Below are 20,516 nucleotides of genomic sequence, written 5' to 3'. Positions count from 1 at the left end.
ACGCAGCAACGCCTTTTAACCGTCAGTCGCCTTGTGGTCGCTCATAGACCACCCAGTTCGATGCCTTGCCGATCCGGTCATACAGCTTGCGCGCCGTTGCATTGTCTTGGGCGGTGATCCAGACAAGCTTGAACCAACCGCGTTCATGGGCAATGTTGTCCAGACGGGCCAGCAAGGCATCGGCGACACCTTGGCGGCGTTCTGTCGGCGCGACGAAAAGGTCGTCGAGCTGGCCAAACCAGGCACCGGTCAGGGTTTCCGGTACGGCCCGGTATTGCGCAAACCCGACGACCTGTCCGCCCTTGACGGCAACCAGGCATTCCATTGGTCCAGCGGGATCAAGGATCCAGCGCCAGGTGGTTTCAAGCACCGCATCAGCCGGCGTACAGCCATAAAACGCCATATAGTCGGAAAACAACGCGGCCCATATTTTGCGGTCTGCTTGTGCGACCGGGCGGATTTCAATTGCTGTCTTCATCATTCAGCCCCTATGGCACCGATGCGGTACAGGTTTGTGCCTTCTGCCTTGGCGGCATACATCGCCTGATCGGCCAGATGGATCAGGGTATCAAGCGTGCGGGCATGTTCGGGATAGATCGAAATACCAAGGCTGGCCCCCACCCGGCAGGTCCGGTCGTCCGTGGTCATCGGGGCGGATACGGCACCAAGGATCTTGTCGGCAATGCCATGGACCTCTGCATCTGTTTCAAGATCTTCGAGCACGACAGTGAACTCGTCACCGCCGATGCGGGCCACGGTATCAGATGCCCGTACGGCCTTCATCAAACGTTGACCGGTTTCGATCAGAATGCGGTCGCCGGCGGCGTGGCCACGCTGGTCGTTGATCTGTTTGAAACCGTCGAGATCAATAAAGACAACGGCGACGCGTTTCTTGTTACGCTTGGCGCGGTCGATGGCCTTTGTCAGCCGGTCTTCGAAAATGATCCTGTTGGGCAAACGTGTCAGGGGATCATTGAACGCCAGTTCGCGGATATGATCAGATGCCTCGCGTTCTTCGGTAATGTCGCGGACAACCCCCATCATTTTGACGGTTTCACCGGCATCATCCTTGATCACGTTTCCGGTTTCACGCAGCCAGCGAATACGCCCGTCCCGCCAGACAACCCGGTACTCTTCGTCGTGGTTCTCCCCGGTTTCGATACACCGGATTTCACCCTGGCGCACGCGTTCACGGTCGTCGGGATGTACGGCATTACAGAACAGGGAATAGCTTGGAGTCACCTCGCCCGGTTTGTATCCGAACATGGCATAGATGGCGTCAGACCAATAAAGTTCTTCAGTATCGACCCGCCAGTCCCAAGTTCCGATCCGCGCGAAATACTGGCTTTGTTTGAAACGGTGCTCTTCGTCAGTCGTCTCGGCGCGCACGTACGAAAGATCGCGCACAAGCATCATGCGGGTCTTGTCATGCCGATACCCCGGCCCGACAAATGTCACCTCAACCGGAAATTTCGCGCCACTGGCCCGAACGGCATCGATTTGGTATCTGGTTTTCTGTGATTCATCGTAACCGGCAGGCAGATTTGGAAAAAGGGCCGCAAGGGCCGCCCCCTTCAAATCGCTTTCGGATCGGCCGAACATGCTTTGCGCGGCGGCGTTTACGCTTTGAAAAGATCCATCGGCACCCAGCGTCACCACACCGTCTGACATATTCGATATCAGGGTTTCGCATATAGTTAACCGCGCCCGCGCCTGCCTGCGCGCACGGATCGAATATGCCAATGCACCAACGGCAAGGAGCGCCAGGAAAATGGAAAAAGAAACGGCATAGATCATCGGTAGGCGTGGGTTTCCCGAGTAAATTCGTCGCGCAAGATATATACATACATCCGTATAATTAAAAGCCGACCTTTGGGCTATCTATCCTTAAGAACGAGATATACCCCCCTGACGAACAGACACATCAGCATGGGACCAGCCGCACCCCCTCGGCAGCAAGCATCGTGCAGGTGCCCGACCTTGCTGGCAGAAGCATGAAAAATCCTGTACCATCGGATAAGCTGGCCGACTGGCATTTGCAGGCGTGCCCCGGCATCCGCGTGACCCAATACACGTGAATTCCAGATAAAGCCGTGCCCATCTAGCCAGACGGCGCAATCGTACGCGCCACCTTTAATCAGCTGAGCGAACTCAAGAAACGGTTCGCAAATCGACAAAGCATGAAAAGGGACAGAGTTGGATCACCATCAGGAATTTTTCGGGACAGAAAGCAGCATAGCCCTGATGAAGAGGAGTGCGGCTCTTTGGACACTCATCCAATACAATCCAAGATTTGCGTATTACGGCCGGACGGTTGCGCTTTCAGATCCGCAAGGTGATACCGCCGATGTGCTGGCCTCTGTCGCAACCCTTCTTGGGGCATCAGTTGCCTATTACTTCCCCAAATTCAAGGCAGATAAACTGTTCGCGGAGCTGGAGGCACGCGGTTTTTCGTGCGACCGCCACGAACATTATTGGGGTGGCGAAGCCGCCTATGAGGCCAGTCGTCAAATCCTTGAAAAGCATACCCTGCCAGATGACCTGTCGATTATTGCACTCGACGAAACGTCCCCGACAGAACTGGTCGCGGATGTCGCGGCCCTTTGCCAATCCTGTGATGTCATGCCCGTCCCGGGTTCCATCATGCGCGGCCAAGCCCGACGCGGCATAAATCTGGTGGCAATTGACGCGGCCGGTGTGCCGGTTGCAAGTGCATCATCATTTGTCATGCATCACGCGTCAGGCCTGCGACCAAACGACGTGTTTTGGGGGATGCTGGCCACGCGCGAAGACAGACGCGGTGAAAAGATCGGCTTGATCCTTGGCGCCAAGGCCATCATTCACATGTGGGAAAAAGAAACAGCGCGGGGTTTCATGACCGGTGTGCGCCTTGATAACCCGTCCTCACAGGCGCTTTGTAACAAATTGGGCGTTACGGACTCTGACTGGATTTACGCCTCCTGCATCCATAACGAGGTCCTTGGCCGCGCCAGCGTCACAAAATAGAGGATTGCGGTAACGGCGTTGACAGGCCCACATCAAAGGTGCCAGGCACTCATCTGCCAACACTCAAATGACGCAGGCCCTGCACCACCGGATGCAGGGCCTGTCGCCATAACGGCATGATGTGCAATCAATGCTCAGCTTTGTGTCGGCCTGATATCACGCACCGATTGCCCCGATATGCCCCAGTCATCCAGAGACACCTCGTCAATCACAACAAAGGTTGTCGCCGGTGATTTGTTCAGCACATCCTGAAGCAGGTCGGTCACGCCCTTGATCAGTTGCACTTTCTGCTCCGGCGTTGGCCCGGTTCCGTCCGGTCCGCCTTCGCGGGTAACCTTGATATTGACGTAAGGCACGTTTCAATCCTCCTGTTCATGATAGGCAAAGACCTTGGTGATGATCTTCCAGCCCGCATCGGTGTGGATCAGCGTCAGCAGGTCCTGATAGTCGCGCCCCATCATGGTCATACGGGCTTCGACCAGCCCCATTTGACGCCCTGTCAGGGTGACCCGATCAACGCTTTCGCTGCGCTTCTCGCCACGCGCTGCCGGGGGTTCACGGTTATCAATCCGCGTCATATAGGCTTCCAGATCCATGAACTCGTGATTGCCGCCGGTCGCATTGACATAGGCAAGTTCAGGGTGAAACACCGTGCGCAGGACGCCGCTGTCAGAATGATAGAGGCCATCGAAATAGCGCCCCATCAGTCCATCAGTTTCCACCTCATCAGCAGATTTCATCACACAAGCCCCTCGGCCTTCATGGCGGCCAGCGTCGCCGGGCGCGCCTGAATACGTGCAACAAACCCGGCAAGGTTTGGCCAGTTTGAAAGGTCGATTTCCTTGAAACTCGCCCAGTTCACCAGAACGAAGGTATAGGCGTCCGCCACCGAAAACCGGTTTTCGACAAGATAATCACGACCGTCTGAAAGCACGCTTTCCAGATGGTCGAACTTTGTCGCGACCTTGGCCTTTGCCGCGGCCTGCTCTGCCGCGCTTGCGCCATCGGTAAACAGCGGCCCCCAGGATTTGTGCAGCTCTGCCGCAGCAAAATTCAAAAACTGCTGCAAACGTGCGCGCGCCACTGAACCCGGTTTCGGGGAAAAGGCACGTTCGGGGTGGGTATCGGCGATATGTTGAAGAACCGCGACCCCCTCGGTCAGATAGTCACCTGTTTCAATCTCAAGGGCGGGGACATAGCCATTCGGGCTGATCTCGCGATAGGCACGGCCGCTTTCCGTGCGCCCTTCCTTGGTGTCCACACTTTCAATGTCAAACTGCGCACCGACTTCATGCAACATGATATGGCTGGCGAGCGAACATGCGCCGGGAAGATAATAAAGCTTCATGGGTAGCTCCTTTGGTTTGGTGTATGCCCCCTTTTGCCAAACCGGACGAGCAATTGATAATATCGAGTTTTCATGATAACGATCTATAATATAGATCATCCTGAGGACCCGATGAACCTGGAACAACTCATTGCGGTTGATGCGGTTGTCAGCACCGGCACCTTTCGCGGTGCTGCAGAGCGCCTGAACAAGGCGCAATCAGCCATCAGCCATCAAATCCGCAAGCTTGAGGATGAACTGGGCTTTGCCATCTTCTCACGCGCGGATTATCGCCCGCGCCTGTCATCAGAAGGCCAAGTCTTCCTGCGCGAAGCCACCCGCGTGCTTGACCAGTTTCACCAGCTTCAGGCCACCGCCAAAGAACTGCGCAGCACACAGGAACCACTGGTGCGGATCGCGCTGACCGCGACCATGTCGCTTGAGCCGATCCTGAAAATCCTTGGCGAAGTTGGCGACAAATTCCCCAACACCCATATCACCGTTGCAACCGAAATGATGGGCGGTCCGTTGGCACGTCTGATGAAGGGCGAAACTGATCTTATTATCGCGGGGCTGGAAGGGGTTGATATCGACCATGTGGAAACCACGCCGGTCGGCTCTGTGGTGATCCGCCCGGTCGCCCATAAAAGCTTCGCCATCGCGGGGCGCAGTGGCATGCGATCACGCATGGAAATGCAAAGCTATGTACAAGTCATCGTCTCGGGCACCGGTGGCCCGGATTATGATCAGTCGCGCGATGTGCTTGCAGGTGGACGACGCTGGACCGTCTCGGATTTCGCCACCAAAAAATCCGTCATCATGAATGGTCACGGCTGGGGCGGCCTTCCGGAACACATGATCACGAACGAGCTTAATAGCGGCGAGCTTGTGGCACTTAATGTCGAAGGTTTTCGCCCCCGGCACACCGAAGTATTTGCGATCCGGCGGCGCGATCAGACGATGGGGCGGGTATTGGGTGAGATTTGGCGAGCGTTGCAGACGTAGGCTGCAGCTGAGTATTTGGCGGAGATCGACCCGAATGCCCCCATTACTGGAGCCGCACGGATTACGAAACAATCACCCCGATTGACGGCTATACCGGCTATGACAGCTTTACCGATGAAACCGGCATCGCAAATCCTAGTTTGCCACGTTCTCACGTCACCATGACCTTCACCGATCAGGGCGAACATACGCTTACCGAGACAGTGGTGGCCTATAACTCTGCAAAAGACCTGCAAACGGTCATTGACATGGGTATGGAGGCTGGCCTGGCCTCAACGCTCGAACGGCTGGATGAGTTGTTGTTGAAATTGGGCCGGTAGGCGCTGGGAAAAGGTGCAAAAAGGGGACAGCAGCCCAAAAGAGACTGCTCCCTTTTTAGCTCATATGCATCAAGCAAGCGATATCGATCTCACTAGGATAAAACGCGATCATTGCGATTACACCTCCAATGATAAACAAGCTCATTGAAGCTAATGCAGAGTAGAGCGCAATTTTCTCCCACTTCGTAATTCGATCAGAATATTTTGTATGCTCTTGCGCAGAGGAAACTTCACTTTTTGTTCGGACAGTCTGAGTTCGAGCTCGGCGCTTTTCTCTATATCTATCAATAAAGTCATTCAGTTCAGAATCGTACTCTCGTACCGTTAACGACACCGACAGATAAATGGCGAGCTGGGCAAAAAGCGCCGCAAATAGGCCCAGCAAGAAACATGCTATAGCTGGACTTATGTTTTCGATATCTGTTTGAGGAGATAAGATTTTCAATGTAGGCAAGACGGGAATAGTACCGCCATTTAATAGAATTAGTCCTTTAATTCCATCATTAGAGAATGTGTATAACTTATCAAGTATTCCTTGACGTAAGTTTAGCATCGCGTCAACACGACCTAACGCATAATGGTCTTCATCGCTCAGTTTCTCACTCTCGTTTCCCATAATATGATGCTCCGTGCCTACACGTAATTTTATACAATTGATAAAATATACTAATTTTCGAAACCACACATTTCCTTACGTGAAAACGATGGTAACGTTATTGTACATTTAGCAGGCTAAATCACTGTTGAGGAAACGAACCGGAGGGAATTGTAAAAATCAGCCTTTGGGCTGCTTTTTATCCTTGGGCAATGCCCTGCGGACCATCGCCCGATGGCGATGTCTCTCGAAAGCTGCGTGCCTCGCTTTCTCGCGAACCCACGGGGGCAAGCCCGATCCAAGGATACAAATGAAATAAGCCCTGCATCAGGGATGCAGGGCTTATTTAATTGGTAGCCGAGGAGGGACTTGAACCCCCGACACGCGGATTATGATTCCGCTGCTCTAACCAGCTGAGCTACTCGGCCACAGGATATTCTGTGGTGTTCCGCAATGTTCGGAACGAGGCGGTTTTTAAGTCAGGGAGCCGTCCCCGTCAAGCGCCTTTTTGACGTTTTTATCAAAAAAGATTTCCACAAAACCAGCGGGCGAGGAACATGCACCCTCGCCCACCACACTCATTGATCAGGCCACCTTAGGCAGCAGTCGCCGAATTGGCCAGAAGCTCTTCACGGGTGATCCAGCCGCCACCAAGGACACGTTCCCCCTGATAGAACACACCCGCCTGCCCCGGTGCGATCCCGAACTGGGCATCGTGAAGCTCGATCCGGGCTTCGCCGCGGGCTTCGGGGAAGACGGTTGCTGTGGTTGGCTGCATGGCCGAGCGCAGTTTGACTTCGACCTCGACACCCTTTTCATCGATCTGGTCGCCATCAAGCCAGTTGAGGTCTTTGACATAGACCATTTTCTTGGCAAGGGCGGCTTTGGGGCCAACCACGACCTGACGTTTTTCCGGGACCAGCTTGACCACATAAAGCGGTTCTGCCGTGCCACCGATATTAAGCCCGCGACGCTGCCCGACCGTGTAATGGATCAGGCCACGGTGATCGCCCATGACATTGCCATCGATATCAACGATCTGGCCGGGTTCGCCCGCCTCGGGCCGGAGGCGTTCGACCAGACGGGCATATTTGCCATCCGGGACAAAGCAGATGTCCTGACTGTCGGGTTTATCAGCGACTTCAAGGCCGAACTTGGCCGCAAGGGCACGGGTTTCGGCCTTGCTCATCAAATGGCCGAGCGGGAAGCGCAGGAAATCGAGCTGTTCCTGGGTGGTGGTGAACAGGAAATAGCTTTGATCACGGTTCGGATCGGCGGCACGGTGCAACTGGGCACGGCCATCGGCACCGAGTTTGCGCTGCACGTAATGGCCGGTCGCCATGCAATCCGCGCCAAGATCATGCGAGGTTTCCAGCAGATCACGGAATTTGACGGTCTGATTGCATTTCACACACGGGATCGGAGTTTCGCCGCGCATATAGCTGTCGGCAAAATCATCGATCACCTCTTCGCGGAAGCGTGATTCGTAATCAAGCACGTAATAGGGAATGTCGATATCCTCGGCCACTTTGCGCGCGTCATAAATATCGCGCCCGGCACAGCAGGATTTCGCACGGGTCGGCGCATTGGCACCCATGTCATAAAGCTGAAGGGTGATGCCCACCACGTCATAGCCTTCTGATTTCAGAAGGGCCGCGACCGCGGAGCTATCCACACCGCCCGACATGGCAACAACCACGCGGGTATCTTCGGGGGCCTTATCAAAGCCAAGAGAGTTCATTTTTCCCACCCATCTGCGGGTCAAGGCCGCAGCGACAAGAAGTTGATCCAAAAAGCAACGGGCGGCATTGCCGCCACCCGCACGTTATATTTCGAGCTTATATAGGCGATGTTGGCCTATTTTGCCAGATCAAGTCCCATCTGCCAGAAATCGGCTTCAAGGCGGCTTGCCATGGCAAAGGTATCCACCAGACCATCGATGCGATCATGACCGCCACGTTTGGCAACGGTATGTTCGAGCAAATCGATCTCGGCCCTGGCCACGTCTTGGAATTCGGCGGACGCATACATTTCAATCCATGCCCGGTACGGATTGTTATCAAGCCTTGTATCAGAACTTGCCATCAGGCGGTTTGCGATTTCGGCATAGCCAACCATACAGGGCATCAGGGCAACCTGAAGATCAACCACATCGCCCTGCACGCCGCGATCAAGCACATAGCGGGTATAGGTCACACAGGCGCGCGCCTCGGGTTCGGCGATGATGTCGGCCTCAGTCAAGCCCCAGCCTTTGCAGAAATCAAGATGCAGGCTCATTTCCATATCAAGGATGGCATGCACGGTGCCCGAAAACTGGCGCATGGCGGTCAGGTCTTCGGCCTTGTAGACCGCAAGGGCATAGGCGCGCGAAAACTGGATCAGAAACAGGTAATCCTGAATGAGGTAATGCTTGAAGGCGGCCTCGGGCAGGGTTCCATTGCCAAGCTGTTTTACGAAATAATGGCAGACATAGCTTTCCCAGGCGTCACTTGCGCGTGCGCGCAGTTTGCCAAACAGGCTGTCGGCCGGAATGATGTCGGTAAAGGTGGCGGTCTGGCTCATGGATATTTCGTCCCGTTTTATGGTTTTGGCAGGCCGGTTTTGGCACAAACAAAAACGGACCAGCCCGCAGATGCAGGCTGGTCCGTCATTTTTCTGGTCAGGGTGCAGGCCGCAAGGCGCACGTCTCAACCCTTCCGAAATCAGTCTTCGCGTTCGTCGATCCAGGCCATCTGGATGGCTTCGAGAATCTTTTCGTTCGATTTCTCGGGATCGTCTTCGAAACCTTCAAGCTCGCAAACCCATTTATGCAGGTCGGTAAAGCGAAGGTTGAGGTTATCCTTGTCAGGATGTGCTTCCTCAAGCTCGATCGCGATGTCCTGAATATCTGTCCAACGCATATTCGTCTCCTTTGACGCCCGGCATGCAAAAGCATCCGGACAACAGAAGGTCAAACTTACTTGTCGACCATCATGTTGCGGGTCGCAGCCGGCAGCTTGACGCGCAGGCCGTCGAGTTCGTCGCTCATGATGATCTGGCAGCCAAGACGCGAGGTCTCGGTCAGGCCGAAAGCAAGATCAAGCATGTCTTCTTCGTCTTCAGACGGCTCGTCCAGTTTGTCGAACCATTCTTCGTCCAGAACGACGTGACAGGTCGAGCAAGCCAGCGAACCTTCGCATGCACCTTCAAGGTCGATGCCGTTCTTATGGGCAGCTTCCAGAACGGACAGGCCGTCGGCAACTTCGAATTCCTTTTCGGTGCCATCGGTCTCAACAAAAACGATCTTAGGCATCTGTGCCTTTCTCCTCGGTAATACTTTTCGTTCGATCTCTGTTTGATGCGCTGCCCCGGATACCCGAAAGCAACACATTCGTCCGGCCCTGACCTTGGCGGTTGTTCGGGACAATCGCCGCAGATGACCGGTTTGTCAATTCCACCGGTGTCGATTAATTCACTTCATCAACATTCTGGCCGGCAAGTGCCTGCCGGATCCGGCTATCCATTCGGGCTTCGGCGAAGGGACGCGATGCATTTTCAAGGGCCTCGGCGGCCTCGTTGATGGCATCACGGTCATCGCCCGCCATTGCAGATTCAAGGGCGGCAATGGCGTTATTGATATTCTCCTCGTCCTCAGGCGCCAGTAACGCCCGATCCGCTTCCATTGCCGCACCTACAGCCAGGATATTGCGCCGCGCTTCAACACGTGCCTCGGTCAGGACGCGCAGTTCCATATCTTCACGGGCATGCACCATACTGTCGCGCAGCATATTGGCCATATCGACTTCGTTGATGCCATAGGTCGGCTTGACGGCGACTTCCTGTTCGGTGCCGGTGGTTTCCTCGCGGGCCGAGACGGTCAGAAGACCATCCGCATCCACATTGAACTGTACGCGGATACGGGCCGCCCCGGCGGCCATCGACGGGATACCGGTCAGGACAAAACGGGCAAGCGATCTGCACTGATCAACCATTTCGCGTTCGCCCTGCACCACATGGATCATCATGGCCGACTGGCCATCCTGATAGGTGGTGAATTCCTGCGCCTTGGCGACTGGGATCGGGGTATTGCGGTCAATGACCTTTTCAACAATCCCGCCCATGGTTTCCAGACCAAGCGACAATGGCGTGACATCCAGAAGAAGGTTGTCAGAACCACCCGTGAGTGCCTCGGCCTGAAGGGCGGCACCAAGGGCAACGACCTCGTCCGGGTCGATATCAGACAGCGGTTCCTGTTCAAACAGGTCTGCCACCGCCTTGCGCACGGCCGGAACACGGGTTGAACCGCCGACAAGCACCACGCCCTTGACGTCTTCGGGCAGGATATCGGCATCGTCAAGAACCTGTTCGGTGATCGCGGTTGTGCGCGATACCAGCTTGGCGATCATCGCCTCGAACGCGGAACGCGTGACGGTGTGGGTGGTTTTGCTGCCATTCAGGTCAACAACGACTTCTACCGCATCCTGATCGGTCAGGCCTTCCTTGACCTTGCGCGCGGTTTTCAGAAGACGCTTGGCATCGGATGCATCAATCGCATCAGCCGCCCCGCCATCCTTGCGCTCGGCCAGAAGATGTTCGGCAATGGCATGATCGAAATCATCACCGCCAAGGGCGGCATCACCGCCGGTTGCCTTGACCTGGAAAACGCCCTTTTGCATTTTCAGAAGCGAGATATCAAAGGTTCCGCCGCCAAGATCGTACACGGCGTAAAGCCCTTCTGCCCCGTTATCAAGGCCATAGGCAAGGGCAGCCGCAGTCGGTTCATTGACCAGACGCAGGACTTCAATCCCGGCAAGCTTGGCCGCATCCTTGGTCGCGGTACGTGCCGCATCGTCAAAATAGGCCGGAACCGTGATCACGGCCTTTTCGACCGTCTTATCAAGGCTTTCCTCGGCACGTGCCCGCAATGCGCGCAGGATATCAGCCGAAACTTCAACCGGGGTCAGAACGCGATCCCCGACATTAAGGCGCACCATCATCGGTTCGCCCGTGCCGTCTTCGGCACCTTCGGGAACTTCGACGTCATAGGGCAGTGTACCGGCCACCGATTTCACATCCTCAAGACCACGGCCCATCAGGCGCTTGACCGAGGATACGACGCGATTGGCATCGGTATTGATATGTTCGCGGGCTTCTTCGCCGACCACCGGAGTACCATCGCCATAATAGACAACCGACGGCACGATGGCGTTGCCACCGGATTTGTCGCGGAGCACTTCGGGCTTTTCATCGCGTGAAATCGCAACGACCGAGTTGGTGGTTCCAAGATCGATACCAACCGCGATCTGGCGCTCGTCCTCATGGGGGAGCGGCGTTTCGCCCGGTTCGTGGATTTTAAGCAGAGCCATGAATTCTATCCGTATCGGTTATTTGAAATGATCAGGCAGCGGCAAGGCGCGATTTCTTCGCGCGCGCTTCCTCGGTCATTTTCATGAGATATCTCAGACGGGTGGTAAGCTTTTTGGCCGAATCAAAGGCATTGCCGTCAATCGCATCGCCAAGGTCCTTTTCACAGGCACGGGCCTGCTTGCGGGTATCCTTGATCATCGCATCAATGGTGCCCTTGTCTTCGGCATCATGAAGCGCTTCGCGCATTTCCATCGCTTCCATCAGAAGTTCCGGATCATTGACGGTATGGCCTTCGCCACCTTCGGGTTCGATCCCGGCCAGACGCAGCATGTAATGGGCACGCGCCACCGGATTTTTAAGGGTCTCGAAAGCCTCGTTCAGGCTGGCAGCCTGTTGCGAAGACAGGGCCTGCTCACGGCCAGACTTCGACGCGAAGCGGTCGGGGTGCAACAGCTGCTGCTGTTTGAGATAGGTTGCCTCCATCGCGTCAATATCAACGACAAAGGACCGTTCCAGACCAAACCGTTTGAAATGGTCGAGCTGACCCGGGGCCTGAATGGCGTTGCAGGTGTCACAAAACAGTGCGCTGACTTCAACCGGCCCCTTGCAGGACCAGCAAGCTTTGTGTGCCGGATGTTCTGTATTGCTCACGCGGTGCACTTCCGAGGATTAAAATCAAAAAACAAATAGCAAGGCAGTCGGACTTGATGCGATCAGACCACCCTTTTCAGTCGATGGCCCCGGCGATGAAGCCGGGGCCATGACCAATCAGAAAGCAGGGAAAGCCCGGCCGATCAGACGTGGAAGGATTCCCCGCAACCACAACGACCTTTTTCGTTGGGGTTCCGGAAAACGAAACCTTCTTCCATTTTATTGACCTCGTAATCCATCTCGGTGCCGAGCACGAACATGATGGCTTTGGGGTCGATCAGGATTTTCACGCCGTCTTCCAGCTCGACAACTTCTTCGAAGCCGCTGGCATCGTCAGCATATTCAAGCGTGTAAGACAGGCCCGAACACCCTTTACTGCGCACACCCAGACGAATGCCATGCGACGGTTTGCCGCGGCTATCGAGCAACGCCTTGATATGATCAAGCGCAACTGGTGTGACAGAAATCGGTGACGGTAGAGCCATGGTATTCTCCCAAATTCCGGAAAACGCAGCGGTAGGGACGTTGCTTATTCAGCAGCGTCCGCCACACCGTTTTTGGATTTGTAGTCGCTGATAGCAGCCTTGATGGCGTCTTCAGCGAGGATCGAGCAGTGAACCTTGACCGGCGGAAGCGCCAGTTCTTCGGCAATCTGCGAGTTCTTGATCGAGCCGGCTTCATCAAGCGACTTGCCCTTGACCCATTCGGTGATCAGCGAGCTTGACGCAATCGCCGAACCGCAACCAAAGGTCTTGAACTTTGCGTCTTCGATGATGCCTTCCGGGGTGACCTTGATCTGCAGCTTCATCACGTCGCCACAAGCCGGTGCACCAACAAGACCGGTACCAACGGACATTTCGTTTTTGTCCATGGAACCAACGTTGCGCGGGTTTTCGTAATGGTCGATCAGCTTTTCACTATAAGCCATGATTTCTCTCCAATATTCTTTTGGTCTCTCGCGAGACAATGACGTTAATTCAGGCGCTTCTTAGTGCTCAGCCCACTCGATCGACTTGATGTCGATGCCTTCCTGGGCCATTTCCCAAAGCGGGCTCATCTCGCGGAGACGCTCCACCGCGGTGCAGATTGCATCTACAGCGGTGTCGAGTTCTTCCTTGGTCGTGAAACGGCCAAGGCCGATACGCAGCGAGGTGTGTGCGAGTTCTTCGTCAACACCAAGCGCACGCAGAACGTAAGACGGTTCAAGCGATGCCGACGTACATGCCGAACCCGAAGAAACAGCAATGTTCTTGATGTCCATCAGAAGGCTTTCGCCTTCGACATAGGCAAAGGAAACATTGAGGTTACCGCAAACGCGGGCTTCTTCATCACCATTCAGATAGATGTCGTCAAGACGATCGCGGAAACGCGCCAGCGTGTAGTCACGCAGTTCGGTCAGGCGTGCATTTTCTTCTGCCATTTCGTTCGACAGAATGTCACATGCCTTGCCAAGACCCACGATCAGCGGGGTCGGGAGCGTACCCGAACGCATACCGCGTTCCTGACCACCACCGGTGATCTGGGCGATAACGCGAACGCGCGGACGACGACGGACGAACAGCGCACCGATGCCTTTCGGGCCATAGATCTTGTGGCCGGAAATCGACATCAGGTCGATATTCATGTCTTCAACATCAAGGTCGATTTTGCCAACAGCCTGTGCGCAATCGGTGTGGAAGAACACCTTGCGTTCGCGGCAAATGGCACCGATTTCCTTAAGCGGCTGAATGACACCGATTTCGTTGTTCACGCCCATGACGGAAACAAGTGCGGTTTCATCGGTGATCGCAGCTTTAAGTTCTTCAAGGTCGATCAGGCCATTATCCTTAACACCAAGATAGGTCACTTTGTAACCTTCCTGCTCAAGGTGACGGGCACTGTCGAGCACGCATTTATGCTCGGTCACGACCGTGATCAGATGCGGCTTTTTCTTGCCATAGAACTTCATCACACCTTTGAGTGCGAGGTTGTTCGATTCAGTCGCACCCGAGGTAAAGATGATTTCTTTTGCCGATGCGCCAATGATCTTGGCAACCTGACCACGTGCAATTTCAACCGCATCTTCGGCTTCCCAGCCAAAGCTGTGGTTACGCGAATGCGGGTTACCGAACTTCTCGGTGAAATACGGCAGCATCGCTTCGACGACACGCGGGTCGGTCGGCGTCGTGGCCTGGTAGTCCAGATAGATCGGCTTTGCTTTAAGCTCGTTCATATTAAAGGCTTCCTCACTCACTCTCTTGTCAGGCAGCGTGACGCGCTTTCTTACGCGCTGCATTGCCCCTCATCCGGCTCCAAACACGGATAAATGTATCAATATCCTCGTCGGTGGTTTCCAGTCCCAGACTGACCCTGATGGCCGATCCGGCATCCGAAACCCCCATTTCCCTGAGCACGTGGCTTTCACGCACCTTGCCTGACGAACAGGCTGATCCCGAACTGATGGCAACACCTGCCAGATCCAGCGCCATAACCTGGGTTTCCCCTGGCATTCCCGGCAAGATCAGGCAACTTGTATTCACCAGTCGCTCCGTTCCCTTACCAGCGATCAGAAGCTCAGGCGCCTCTGATGCCAATTCTGTTTCAAGGCGATCACGCAAGGCTGCGACATTCGCCATGTTTGCCATTTTGGCCTCTGCCCGTTCGGCTGCGGCGGCAAAGCCTGCAATGCCCAGAACGTTCTCGGTGCCGCCACGGCGGTATTTTTCCTGTCCGCCCCCGCGGATCTGCGGCACCAGCATCACGCCGGGCGCGATCGCAAGTGCGCCAATTCCCTTGGGTCCGCCGATCTTATGGGCCGAAATCGACACCATATCAACCAGCAAGCGCCCCATATCCACCGGCATCCGGCCCAATGCCTGAACGGCATCACAATGGACCTTTGCCCCGTATTCGCGGGCCAGCAGGGCCACTTTGGCCACCGGCTGGATCACACCGGTTTCATTATTGGCCAGCATGACCGAAACCAGAACCTTCTGCCCGGCGTCCGATGCTTCCTTGAGCATCGCTTCAAGGGCATCGAGATCAACCACACCGTTGCCATCCACCGGGATACGTTTTGCATCAACGCGCCCTTCGATCACCGAGGGATGTTCAACCGCGCTTGTGAAGACAGTGACGTCTTCAAGACCGTTCAGCGCGAGGTTGTTGGCCTCGGTACCGCCACTGGTGAAGATGATCCGTTCTGAATCACCACCGACCAGTTCGGCAATGGTGCGACGTGCATGGTCGACAATCTTGCGTGCAGCACGGCCGCTGGCATGAACCGATGACGGATTACCTGCAACATCCATCGCAGCGATCATGGCCTGCCGTGCTTCGGAGCACAGCGGCGCGCTTGCGTTGTAGTCGAGATAAACCTGGTCGGCCATCAGTTTGTAATCATCCTTATTCGCATCTACCCTCGATATAGAGGAGCATTCACTGTGCCGCAACCTGCGACGGTTCTTCTATTTGCGTTGTTTTACCCGGAAAAACCCGAAGAGAACCGGTCACGTTGCGATCCACCACATCGGCAAGGCTGACAGAAGCCAGATAAAGATAGATCTGGTTGCCCAGTTCTTCCCACAATTCATGGGTCTGGCAGCGGCCCTTGTTGGCCTTGCAGCCCTTGGGAGAACCTGATTTGCAACGGGTTGCACGGATCGGTTCATCAACAGCAAGAATGACATCGGCCACACGGGTTTCGCTGGCAGTTCTTGCCAACAGATATCCACCACCCGGGCCACGCACGGAACGGACAAGCCCGCCCTTGCGCAATTTGCCAAACAGCTGCTCAAGATAAGACAGCGAAATTTCCTGACGGTCCGCAATATCGGCAAGCGCGACCGGTCGGTCCTTGCTGCTTTCAGCGAGATCGACCATCGCCATAACGGCATAGCGGCCTTTGGTACTCAGCTTCACGGTGCGTCCTCCTGCCTTGCTGGTTCGGTTCTGTTGCTCATGAACCTGACAGCGGGCTGTTCATTCAAGTTGCGCGATACGCGCAAATTATTCCGATGATGCGACGATACGCGGTTTTTCCGGCGTCGCATCCCCGCCCGGCTTTCCTGCAGCACCCGACTTTTCGGCTTCAAGTGCGGTGACCTGATTGCGCAGCGTCTGTACTTCGCGACCGAGTTCTTCAAGAGCGCGCGCCACCGGATCGGGCAGATCGCCAAGCGGCGTACCATAAGCACAGAAACGATCATCGGTTTCACGGCGAACGATCTTGGCCGGGATGCCAACCACAGTCGCCCCTTCGGGCACTTCGGAAAGCACAACGGCATTGCCGCCGACACGGGCATTCTTACGCACGGTGAACGGACCAAGGATCTGCGCGCCCGAACCAACGATCACACCATCTTCAAGTGTCGGATGGCGTTTGAGGCCGCGCTGGCCATCGCTGTTTACGCTGGGCGATGTTCCGCCAAGGGTAACCCCCTGATACAGGGTCACATCGTCGCCAATCTCGGCGGTTTCACCAATCACGACACCCATGCCATGGTCGATAAAGAACCGCTTGCCGATCTTGGCACCCGGGTGAATTTCAATCCCGGTCAACCAGCGGAAAATCTGGGAAAAGAAGCGTGCCGTAATGCGAAAACCACGCTGCCAGAGCCAGTGTGTTGCGCGGTATCCCATGATCGCATGAAACGCCGGATAACTGATCACGACTTCCCAACGGGATCGGGCCGCGGGGTCGCGGGCAATCATCGCGTCAATTTCCTGACGAATTATCTTGAACATGGGGCGGTCCACTGTGTAATTAGTAGCTTCGATTCCCGGCAGCCACGTCCACGCCCGGCCCTGCATCACCTGCAAGATCGGGTTAAGTCGGCACTAACGGGTTAGCCGGAATATAGGATAACCGAGTAACTTGGTCAAGTATTTGCCCAAAGCAATTTATGCGCAAACACGAAAAAACTTACAAAAACACTCGGATATTTTTGTTGCACACATCATTCCATTCGTGGACAGGAGCAGTCTGATCCATGCCTGAGGTCATTTTTAACGGCCCCGAAGGTCGCCTTGAAGGTCGCTACCACCATAACGGCGCTGACGATTCGCCCATCGCACTTATCCTCCATCCGAACCCGCAACAGGGTGGCACAATGAACAACAAGTTGTGCTTCAACATGTTCAACATGTTCAAGGATCGTGGCTATTCTGTCATGCGGTTCAACTTCCGCGGTGTCGGTCGCTCGCAGGGCGTTTACGATCAGGGAATCGGTGAACTGTCGGATGCGGCATCTGCGCTTGACTGGATGCAGACCTATAATGCCAATGCACGTGCAACCTGGGTTGCCGGTTACTCGTTCGGTTCCTGGATCGGCATGCAGCTTCTGATGCGCCGCCCGGAAATCGACGGATTTATTTCGGTTGCAGCACCGGCAAGTGAATACGACTTCACCTTCCTTGCCCCCTGCCCGTCATCGGGTATCCTGATCCACGGATCGCAGGACAGCAACATTCCGGTATCATCAGTCAACAAGCTTGCAGACAAACTCAATGCCCAGAAAGGCATCGAAGTTGACATGTGCACGATTGATGGTGCCGATCACTATTTTGCCAAACAGCAAGATGACGTGATCAAGCATTCGATCGCCTATCTGGACAAGCGCGGCGCATAATTGCCCGCCAGCATGTCAGACAATCACGAAAAAGGCCGCCTGATCAGGCGGCCTTTTTCGTTGTGTATAATTTACCACCACAACACGGCGCGGGCACGCCCGTCGTCCCGGGAAAACTTAGTGGCAAGCCGTGCAGGTGACGCACGGCAAGATAGCCGAAACATTCTGCCTCGACCGCATCCCCGTCCCAGTCCAGTTCATCAACCGAATGCACCGGAACCCCAAGACGGCTTGCCAGCGTTTCCATGACATAATGATTGTGTCGCCCGCCACCGCAGACAAACCAGCTTTTGGGTGCAACCGGCAGATGGTTCACCCCGGCAACAATGGCGGCGACCGTGCAATTGGCAAGGGTTGCCGCCCCATCTGAAACACCAAGCTTTGCCTCGGTCACCAGACCATCAATCCGGGCAGCCATGTCTTCGCGATCAAGTGATTTCGGCGGGACACGATCAAAATACGGGTCTTCAAGGAATTTGACCTCGACCATCAGATCCCCCTTGCCTGACGCCGCCGTTGCACCGTTCAGATCTACCGGATTGCCGGTATGGCGCAACATCCAGTCATCAAGACGTGCATTGCCCGGCCCGCAATCGAAGGCAAGGATATCATCGCCCTCGCCGATCCATGTAACGTTCGAGACACCACCGATATTAAGCACAGCAACAGGCACTTCCACTCCTGCACTTTTCATCAGGGCTGCGTGGTAAACCGGAGCCAGCGGTGCGCCCTCGCCGCCTGCTGCAACATCAGCAAGACGAAAATCCGCGACCACCGGAATACCGGTTTTATCAGCCAGCATATCTGGCGTGCCAATCTGACGGGTCAGGCCCGACGCCGGTTCGTGAAACACGGTCTGACCATGAAAACCGATCACCCCGATGTCACCCGGCGTCATGCCGGATTTCTCCAGCAGCATGTTAACAGCATCAACATGAACCTGTGTCAGATCATCGGCGACCACATGTTCGGAGTTGGTCGCACTGCGGTTGCCAAAACAGGCCCGCATTCTTTCGCGTAATTCCGGTGCATAAGGCACAAAAACAGACTGATCCAGACGCCTAACCTCGACACCATCGGTTTCAATCAGCGCCGCGTCCACGCCATCAAGCGAGGTGCCGCTCATCATTCCAATTGCAGTGATCCAGCCCGGTGTCCTGCCCTGCGTCATATCTTGCTCCGCCTGATCTTTTTGTGGTTGGAAAAGCAGGTTAGATCGAAATTCTGGCGAAATCGTTACCCTGATTGCATATCTGTTCGCCGATGCGTTGCCCAGCGCATGTTTTCTGTGCTAGATCATCGCCTCCGCACATTATGCGGCCCGAATTTTCTATCACAACCAACATAGCGCAAAAACCATGACTGAACTGAAGTCTGATTTTCTCCGCGTCATGAATGACCGCGGTTACATCCACCAATGCACTGATCTTGAAGGCCTTGATGCCTATGCATCGGAAAATACGGTGGTGTGCTATGTCGGTTATGACTGCACCGCAGACAGCCTGCATGTCGGATCGCTTGTCTCGATCATGATGCTGCGCTGGTTGCAGAAAACCGGGCACAAGCCGATTGTTCTGATGGGCGCCGGTACGACGCGCGTTGGCGATCCGACCGGTCGTGATGATGCCCGCCCGGTTCTGACCGATGAAGTCATTGCAGCCAACATGGCCGGTATCAAAAAGGTCTTCCAGCAGTTCCTGACTTTTGGCGACGGCCCGACCGATGCGGTTATGGTCAACAATGCCGACTGGCTCGACAAGCTGAACTATATCGAATTCCTGCGTGATTTCGGTCGCCATTTCTCGGTCAACCGTATGCTGAGCTTTGACTCGGTCAAGCTGCGTCTGGAACGTGAGCAGTCGCTGAGCTTCCTTGAATTCAACTATATGATCCTGCAGGCCTATGACTTTGTTGAACTGAATCGCAATTACGGCTGCATGTTGCAGATGGGCGGTTCGGATCAGTGGGGCAATATCGTTAATGGTGTTGAGCTTGGCCGTCGCGTTGACGAGAAATCACTGTTTGGCCTGACCACACCGCTCATGACCACCGCGTCAGGTGCCAAGATGGGCAAAACCGCCGCCGGTGCGGTATGGCTGAACGAGGAACGCCTGTCGTCCTATGACTATTACCAGTTCTGGCGCAACACCGAAGACGCCGACGTTATCAAGTTCATGCGTCTGTTTACCGAAATGTCGCTTGAGCAGATTGACGCGTTCGCCAAGCTTGAAGGATCGCAGATCAACGAAGCCAAAAAGGTTCTGGCATTCGAAGCCGTCAAGCTGTGTCGTGGCGAAGAAGCGGCCCTTGCCGCAGCCGAAACGGCGCGCAAGACCTTTGAAGAAGGTGTTCTGGCCGATGACCTTCCGACCGTTGAAGTCGCAAGGGCCGAACTTGATGCCGGTATCCCGGCCTTCGATCTTTTCCGCCGTGCAGAGCTGGCCAATACGGGTGGCGAAGCCCGTCGCCTGATTAAAGGTGGTGGCGCAAAAATCAATGACGAGAAAGTCAGTGATGAAAACGCCAATATCACATCAGACGCCCTGAATGCCGATGGCGTCATCAAGGTTTCCGCAGGCAAAAAGCGCCACGTACTGATCAAACCGGTCTGATCAGGTCGCCCCTTATCAAATACAAGAGCCCCGCAGCTCATGCTG

General features: G+C 55.2%; 24 protein-coding genes and 1 tRNA gene. 5 read left to right on the top strand and 20 right to left on the bottom strand.

Translation table 11 applies throughout. The features are described 5' to 3' along the window. Positions 1-22: 22 nt before the first annotated feature. Both WA318_RS16220 and WA318_RS16215 read right to left on the bottom strand, forming a co-directional pair. A complete protein-coding gene (locus tag WA318_RS16220) occupies positions 23-481 on the bottom strand; it encodes a GNAT family N-acetyltransferase (protein WP_336082780.1) in 459 nt (152 codons plus the stop codon). Then, positions 478-1,797: a diguanylate cyclase domain-containing protein gene (locus tag WA318_RS16215; RefSeq protein ID WP_336082778.1), complete on the bottom strand. Its 1,320-nt coding sequence runs from the start codon at positions 1,795-1,797 to the stop codon at positions 478-480. Before WA318_RS16215 ends, WA318_RS16220 begins: the two co-directional genes overlap by 4 nt. A gap of 447 nt (positions 1,798-2,244) precedes the next feature. On the opposite strand from WA318_RS16215, the gene WA318_RS16210 reads away from it, so the two are divergent. After that, on the top strand, positions 2,245-3,006 hold the full coding sequence (locus WA318_RS16210) for a hypothetical protein (protein WP_336082776.1): 762 nt from the start codon (positions 2,245-2,247) through the stop codon (positions 3,004-3,006). Between the two features lie 134 nt (positions 3,007-3,140). Here WA318_RS16210 and WA318_RS16205 read toward each other — a convergent pair whose 3' ends face one another. The 3 genes from WA318_RS16205 to gstA are packed head-to-tail and all read right to left on the bottom strand — an operon-like array spanning position 3,141 to position 4,354. Next, complete coding sequence (locus WA318_RS16205; protein ID WP_336082774.1) at positions 3,141-3,362, bottom strand: tautomerase family protein; 222 nt, start codon at positions 3,360-3,362, stop codon at positions 3,141-3,143. A 3-nt stretch (positions 3,363-3,365) separates the two neighbouring features. Beyond that, positions 3,366-3,746 (bottom strand): nuclear transport factor 2 family protein, encoded by a 381-nt coding sequence (locus WA318_RS16200; RefSeq protein WP_336082772.1) that lies wholly within the window; start codon positions 3,744-3,746, stop codon positions 3,366-3,368. Continuing rightward, positions 3,746-4,354 carry a glutathione transferase GstA gene (gstA, locus tag WA318_RS16195; protein WP_336082770.1) on the bottom strand — a complete coding sequence of 203 codons (609 nt, stop codon included), beginning with the start codon at positions 4,352-4,354 and terminating at the stop codon, positions 3,746-3,748. The genes WA318_RS16200 and gstA overlap by 1 nt, the downstream gene beginning before the upstream one ends. 111 nt (positions 4,355-4,465) lie before the next feature. On the opposite strand from gstA, the gene WA318_RS16190 reads away from it, so the two are divergent. Then, positions 4,466-5,338 (top strand): LysR family transcriptional regulator, encoded by an 873-nt coding sequence (locus WA318_RS16190; RefSeq protein WP_336082768.1) that lies wholly within the window; start codon positions 4,466-4,468, stop codon positions 5,336-5,338. A 140-nt stretch (positions 5,339-5,478) separates the two neighbouring features. After that, positions 5,479-5,658, top strand: a complete 180-nt coding sequence (locus tag WA318_RS16185; RefSeq protein ID WP_336082766.1) for an SRPBCC domain-containing protein — start codon at positions 5,479-5,481, stop codon at positions 5,656-5,658. 55 nt (positions 5,659-5,713) lie between these two features. On the opposite strand, the gene WA318_RS16180 is transcribed toward WA318_RS16185, so the two are convergent. The 14 genes from WA318_RS16180 to cysE form a co-directional block, all read right to left on the bottom strand. Further along, the gene (locus WA318_RS16180) at positions 5,714-6,274 is read right to left on the bottom strand and encodes a hypothetical protein (RefSeq protein WP_336082764.1); all 561 of its coding nucleotides are present in this window, start codon (positions 6,272-6,274) and stop codon (positions 5,714-5,716) included. 330 nt (positions 6,275-6,604) lie between these two features. Beyond that, a tRNA-Met gene (locus WA318_RS16175) sits at positions 6,605-6,681 on the bottom strand. A gap of 167 nt (positions 6,682-6,848) precedes the next feature. Then, a complete protein-coding gene (gene mnmA, locus WA318_RS16170; RefSeq protein ID WP_114098455.1) occupies positions 6,849-7,994 on the bottom strand; it encodes a tRNA 2-thiouridine(34) synthase MnmA in 1,146 nt (381 codons plus the stop codon). A 116-nt stretch (positions 7,995-8,110) separates the two neighbouring features. Continuing rightward, on the bottom strand, positions 8,111-8,815 hold the full coding sequence (tenA, locus tag WA318_RS16165; RefSeq protein WP_336082761.1) for a thiaminase II: 705 nt from the start codon (positions 8,813-8,815) through the stop codon (positions 8,111-8,113). 140 nt (positions 8,816-8,955) lie between these two features. Further along, complete coding sequence (iscX, locus tag WA318_RS16160; RefSeq protein ID WP_068518522.1) at positions 8,956-9,153, bottom strand: Fe-S cluster assembly protein IscX; 198 nt, start codon at positions 9,151-9,153, stop codon at positions 8,956-8,958. A 56-nt stretch (positions 9,154-9,209) separates the two neighbouring features. After that, positions 9,210-9,545, bottom strand: coding sequence for a ferredoxin family 2Fe-2S iron-sulfur cluster binding protein (locus tag WA318_RS16155; protein ID WP_101247649.1), 336 nt, complete (start codon positions 9,543-9,545; stop codon positions 9,210-9,212). A gap of 154 nt (positions 9,546-9,699) precedes the next feature. After that, the gene (hscA, locus tag WA318_RS16150) at positions 9,700-11,598 is read right to left on the bottom strand and encodes a Fe-S protein assembly chaperone HscA (RefSeq protein ID WP_336082756.1); all 1,899 of its coding nucleotides are present in this window, start codon (positions 11,596-11,598) and stop codon (positions 9,700-9,702) included. A gap of 31 nt (positions 11,599-11,629) precedes the next feature. Beyond that, on the bottom strand, positions 11,630-12,250 hold the full coding sequence (gene hscB, locus WA318_RS16145) for a Fe-S protein assembly co-chaperone HscB (RefSeq protein ID WP_336082754.1): 621 nt from the start codon (positions 12,248-12,250) through the stop codon (positions 11,630-11,632). A 143-nt stretch (positions 12,251-12,393) separates the two neighbouring features. Further along, entirely contained in the window at positions 12,394-12,735 is a 342-nt protein-coding gene (locus tag WA318_RS16140; protein WP_068518526.1) for a HesB/IscA family protein, read from the bottom strand. Positions 12,736-12,779: 44 nt separating this feature from the next. Next, positions 12,780-13,178 (bottom strand): Fe-S cluster assembly scaffold IscU, encoded by a 399-nt coding sequence (gene iscU, locus WA318_RS16135; RefSeq protein ID WP_114098281.1) that lies wholly within the window; start codon positions 13,176-13,178, stop codon positions 12,780-12,782. A gap of 60 nt (positions 13,179-13,238) precedes the next feature. After that, complete coding sequence (locus WA318_RS16130; RefSeq protein ID WP_114098282.1) at positions 13,239-14,462, bottom strand: IscS subfamily cysteine desulfurase; 1,224 nt, start codon at positions 14,460-14,462, stop codon at positions 13,239-13,241. 28 nt (positions 14,463-14,490) lie between these two features. Further along, positions 14,491-15,618 carry a cysteine desulfurase family protein gene (locus WA318_RS16125; RefSeq protein WP_336082748.1) on the bottom strand — a complete coding sequence of 376 codons (1,128 nt, stop codon included), beginning with the start codon at positions 15,616-15,618 and terminating at the stop codon, positions 14,491-14,493. 49 nt (positions 15,619-15,667) lie between these two features. Next, positions 15,668-16,150, bottom strand: coding sequence for an Rrf2 family transcriptional regulator (locus WA318_RS16120; RefSeq protein WP_114098284.1), 483 nt, complete (start codon positions 16,148-16,150; stop codon positions 15,668-15,670). An 87-nt stretch (positions 16,151-16,237) separates the two neighbouring features. Further along, a complete protein-coding gene (gene cysE, locus WA318_RS16115) occupies positions 16,238-16,975 on the bottom strand; it encodes a serine O-acetyltransferase (RefSeq protein WP_336082746.1) in 738 nt (245 codons plus the stop codon). A 245-nt stretch (positions 16,976-17,220) separates the two neighbouring features. Between cysE and WA318_RS16110 the strand changes: the two genes are divergently transcribed. Further along, positions 17,221-17,859, top strand: coding sequence for an alpha/beta hydrolase (locus WA318_RS16110; RefSeq protein ID WP_114098286.1), 639 nt, complete (start codon positions 17,221-17,223; stop codon positions 17,857-17,859). Between the two features lie 43 nt (positions 17,860-17,902). On the opposite strand, the gene WA318_RS16105 is transcribed toward WA318_RS16110, so the two are convergent. Continuing rightward, positions 17,903-19,030: an anhydro-N-acetylmuramic acid kinase gene (locus tag WA318_RS16105; protein WP_336082742.1), complete on the bottom strand. Its 1,128-nt coding sequence runs from the start codon at positions 19,028-19,030 to the stop codon at positions 17,903-17,905. A gap of 187 nt (positions 19,031-19,217) precedes the next feature. Here WA318_RS16105 and tyrS point away from each other — a divergent pair, with 187 nt between their 5' ends. Continuing rightward, positions 19,218-20,471 carry a tyrosine--tRNA ligase gene (gene tyrS, locus WA318_RS16100; RefSeq protein ID WP_114098288.1) on the top strand — a complete coding sequence of 418 codons (1,254 nt, stop codon included), beginning with the start codon at positions 19,218-19,220 and terminating at the stop codon, positions 20,469-20,471. Positions 20,472-20,516: the final 45 nt, after the last annotated feature.

It is taken from the genome of Thalassospira sp. CH_XMU1448-2 (assembly GCF_037027285.1).
Taxonomy (GTDB): Bacteria; Pseudomonadota; Alphaproteobacteria; order Rhodospirillales; family Thalassospiraceae; genus Thalassospira; species Thalassospira profundimaris_C.
The sequence above is the reverse complement of the archived record's forward strand: the minus strand, read 5'-3'. Positions and strand labels throughout refer to the sequence as shown.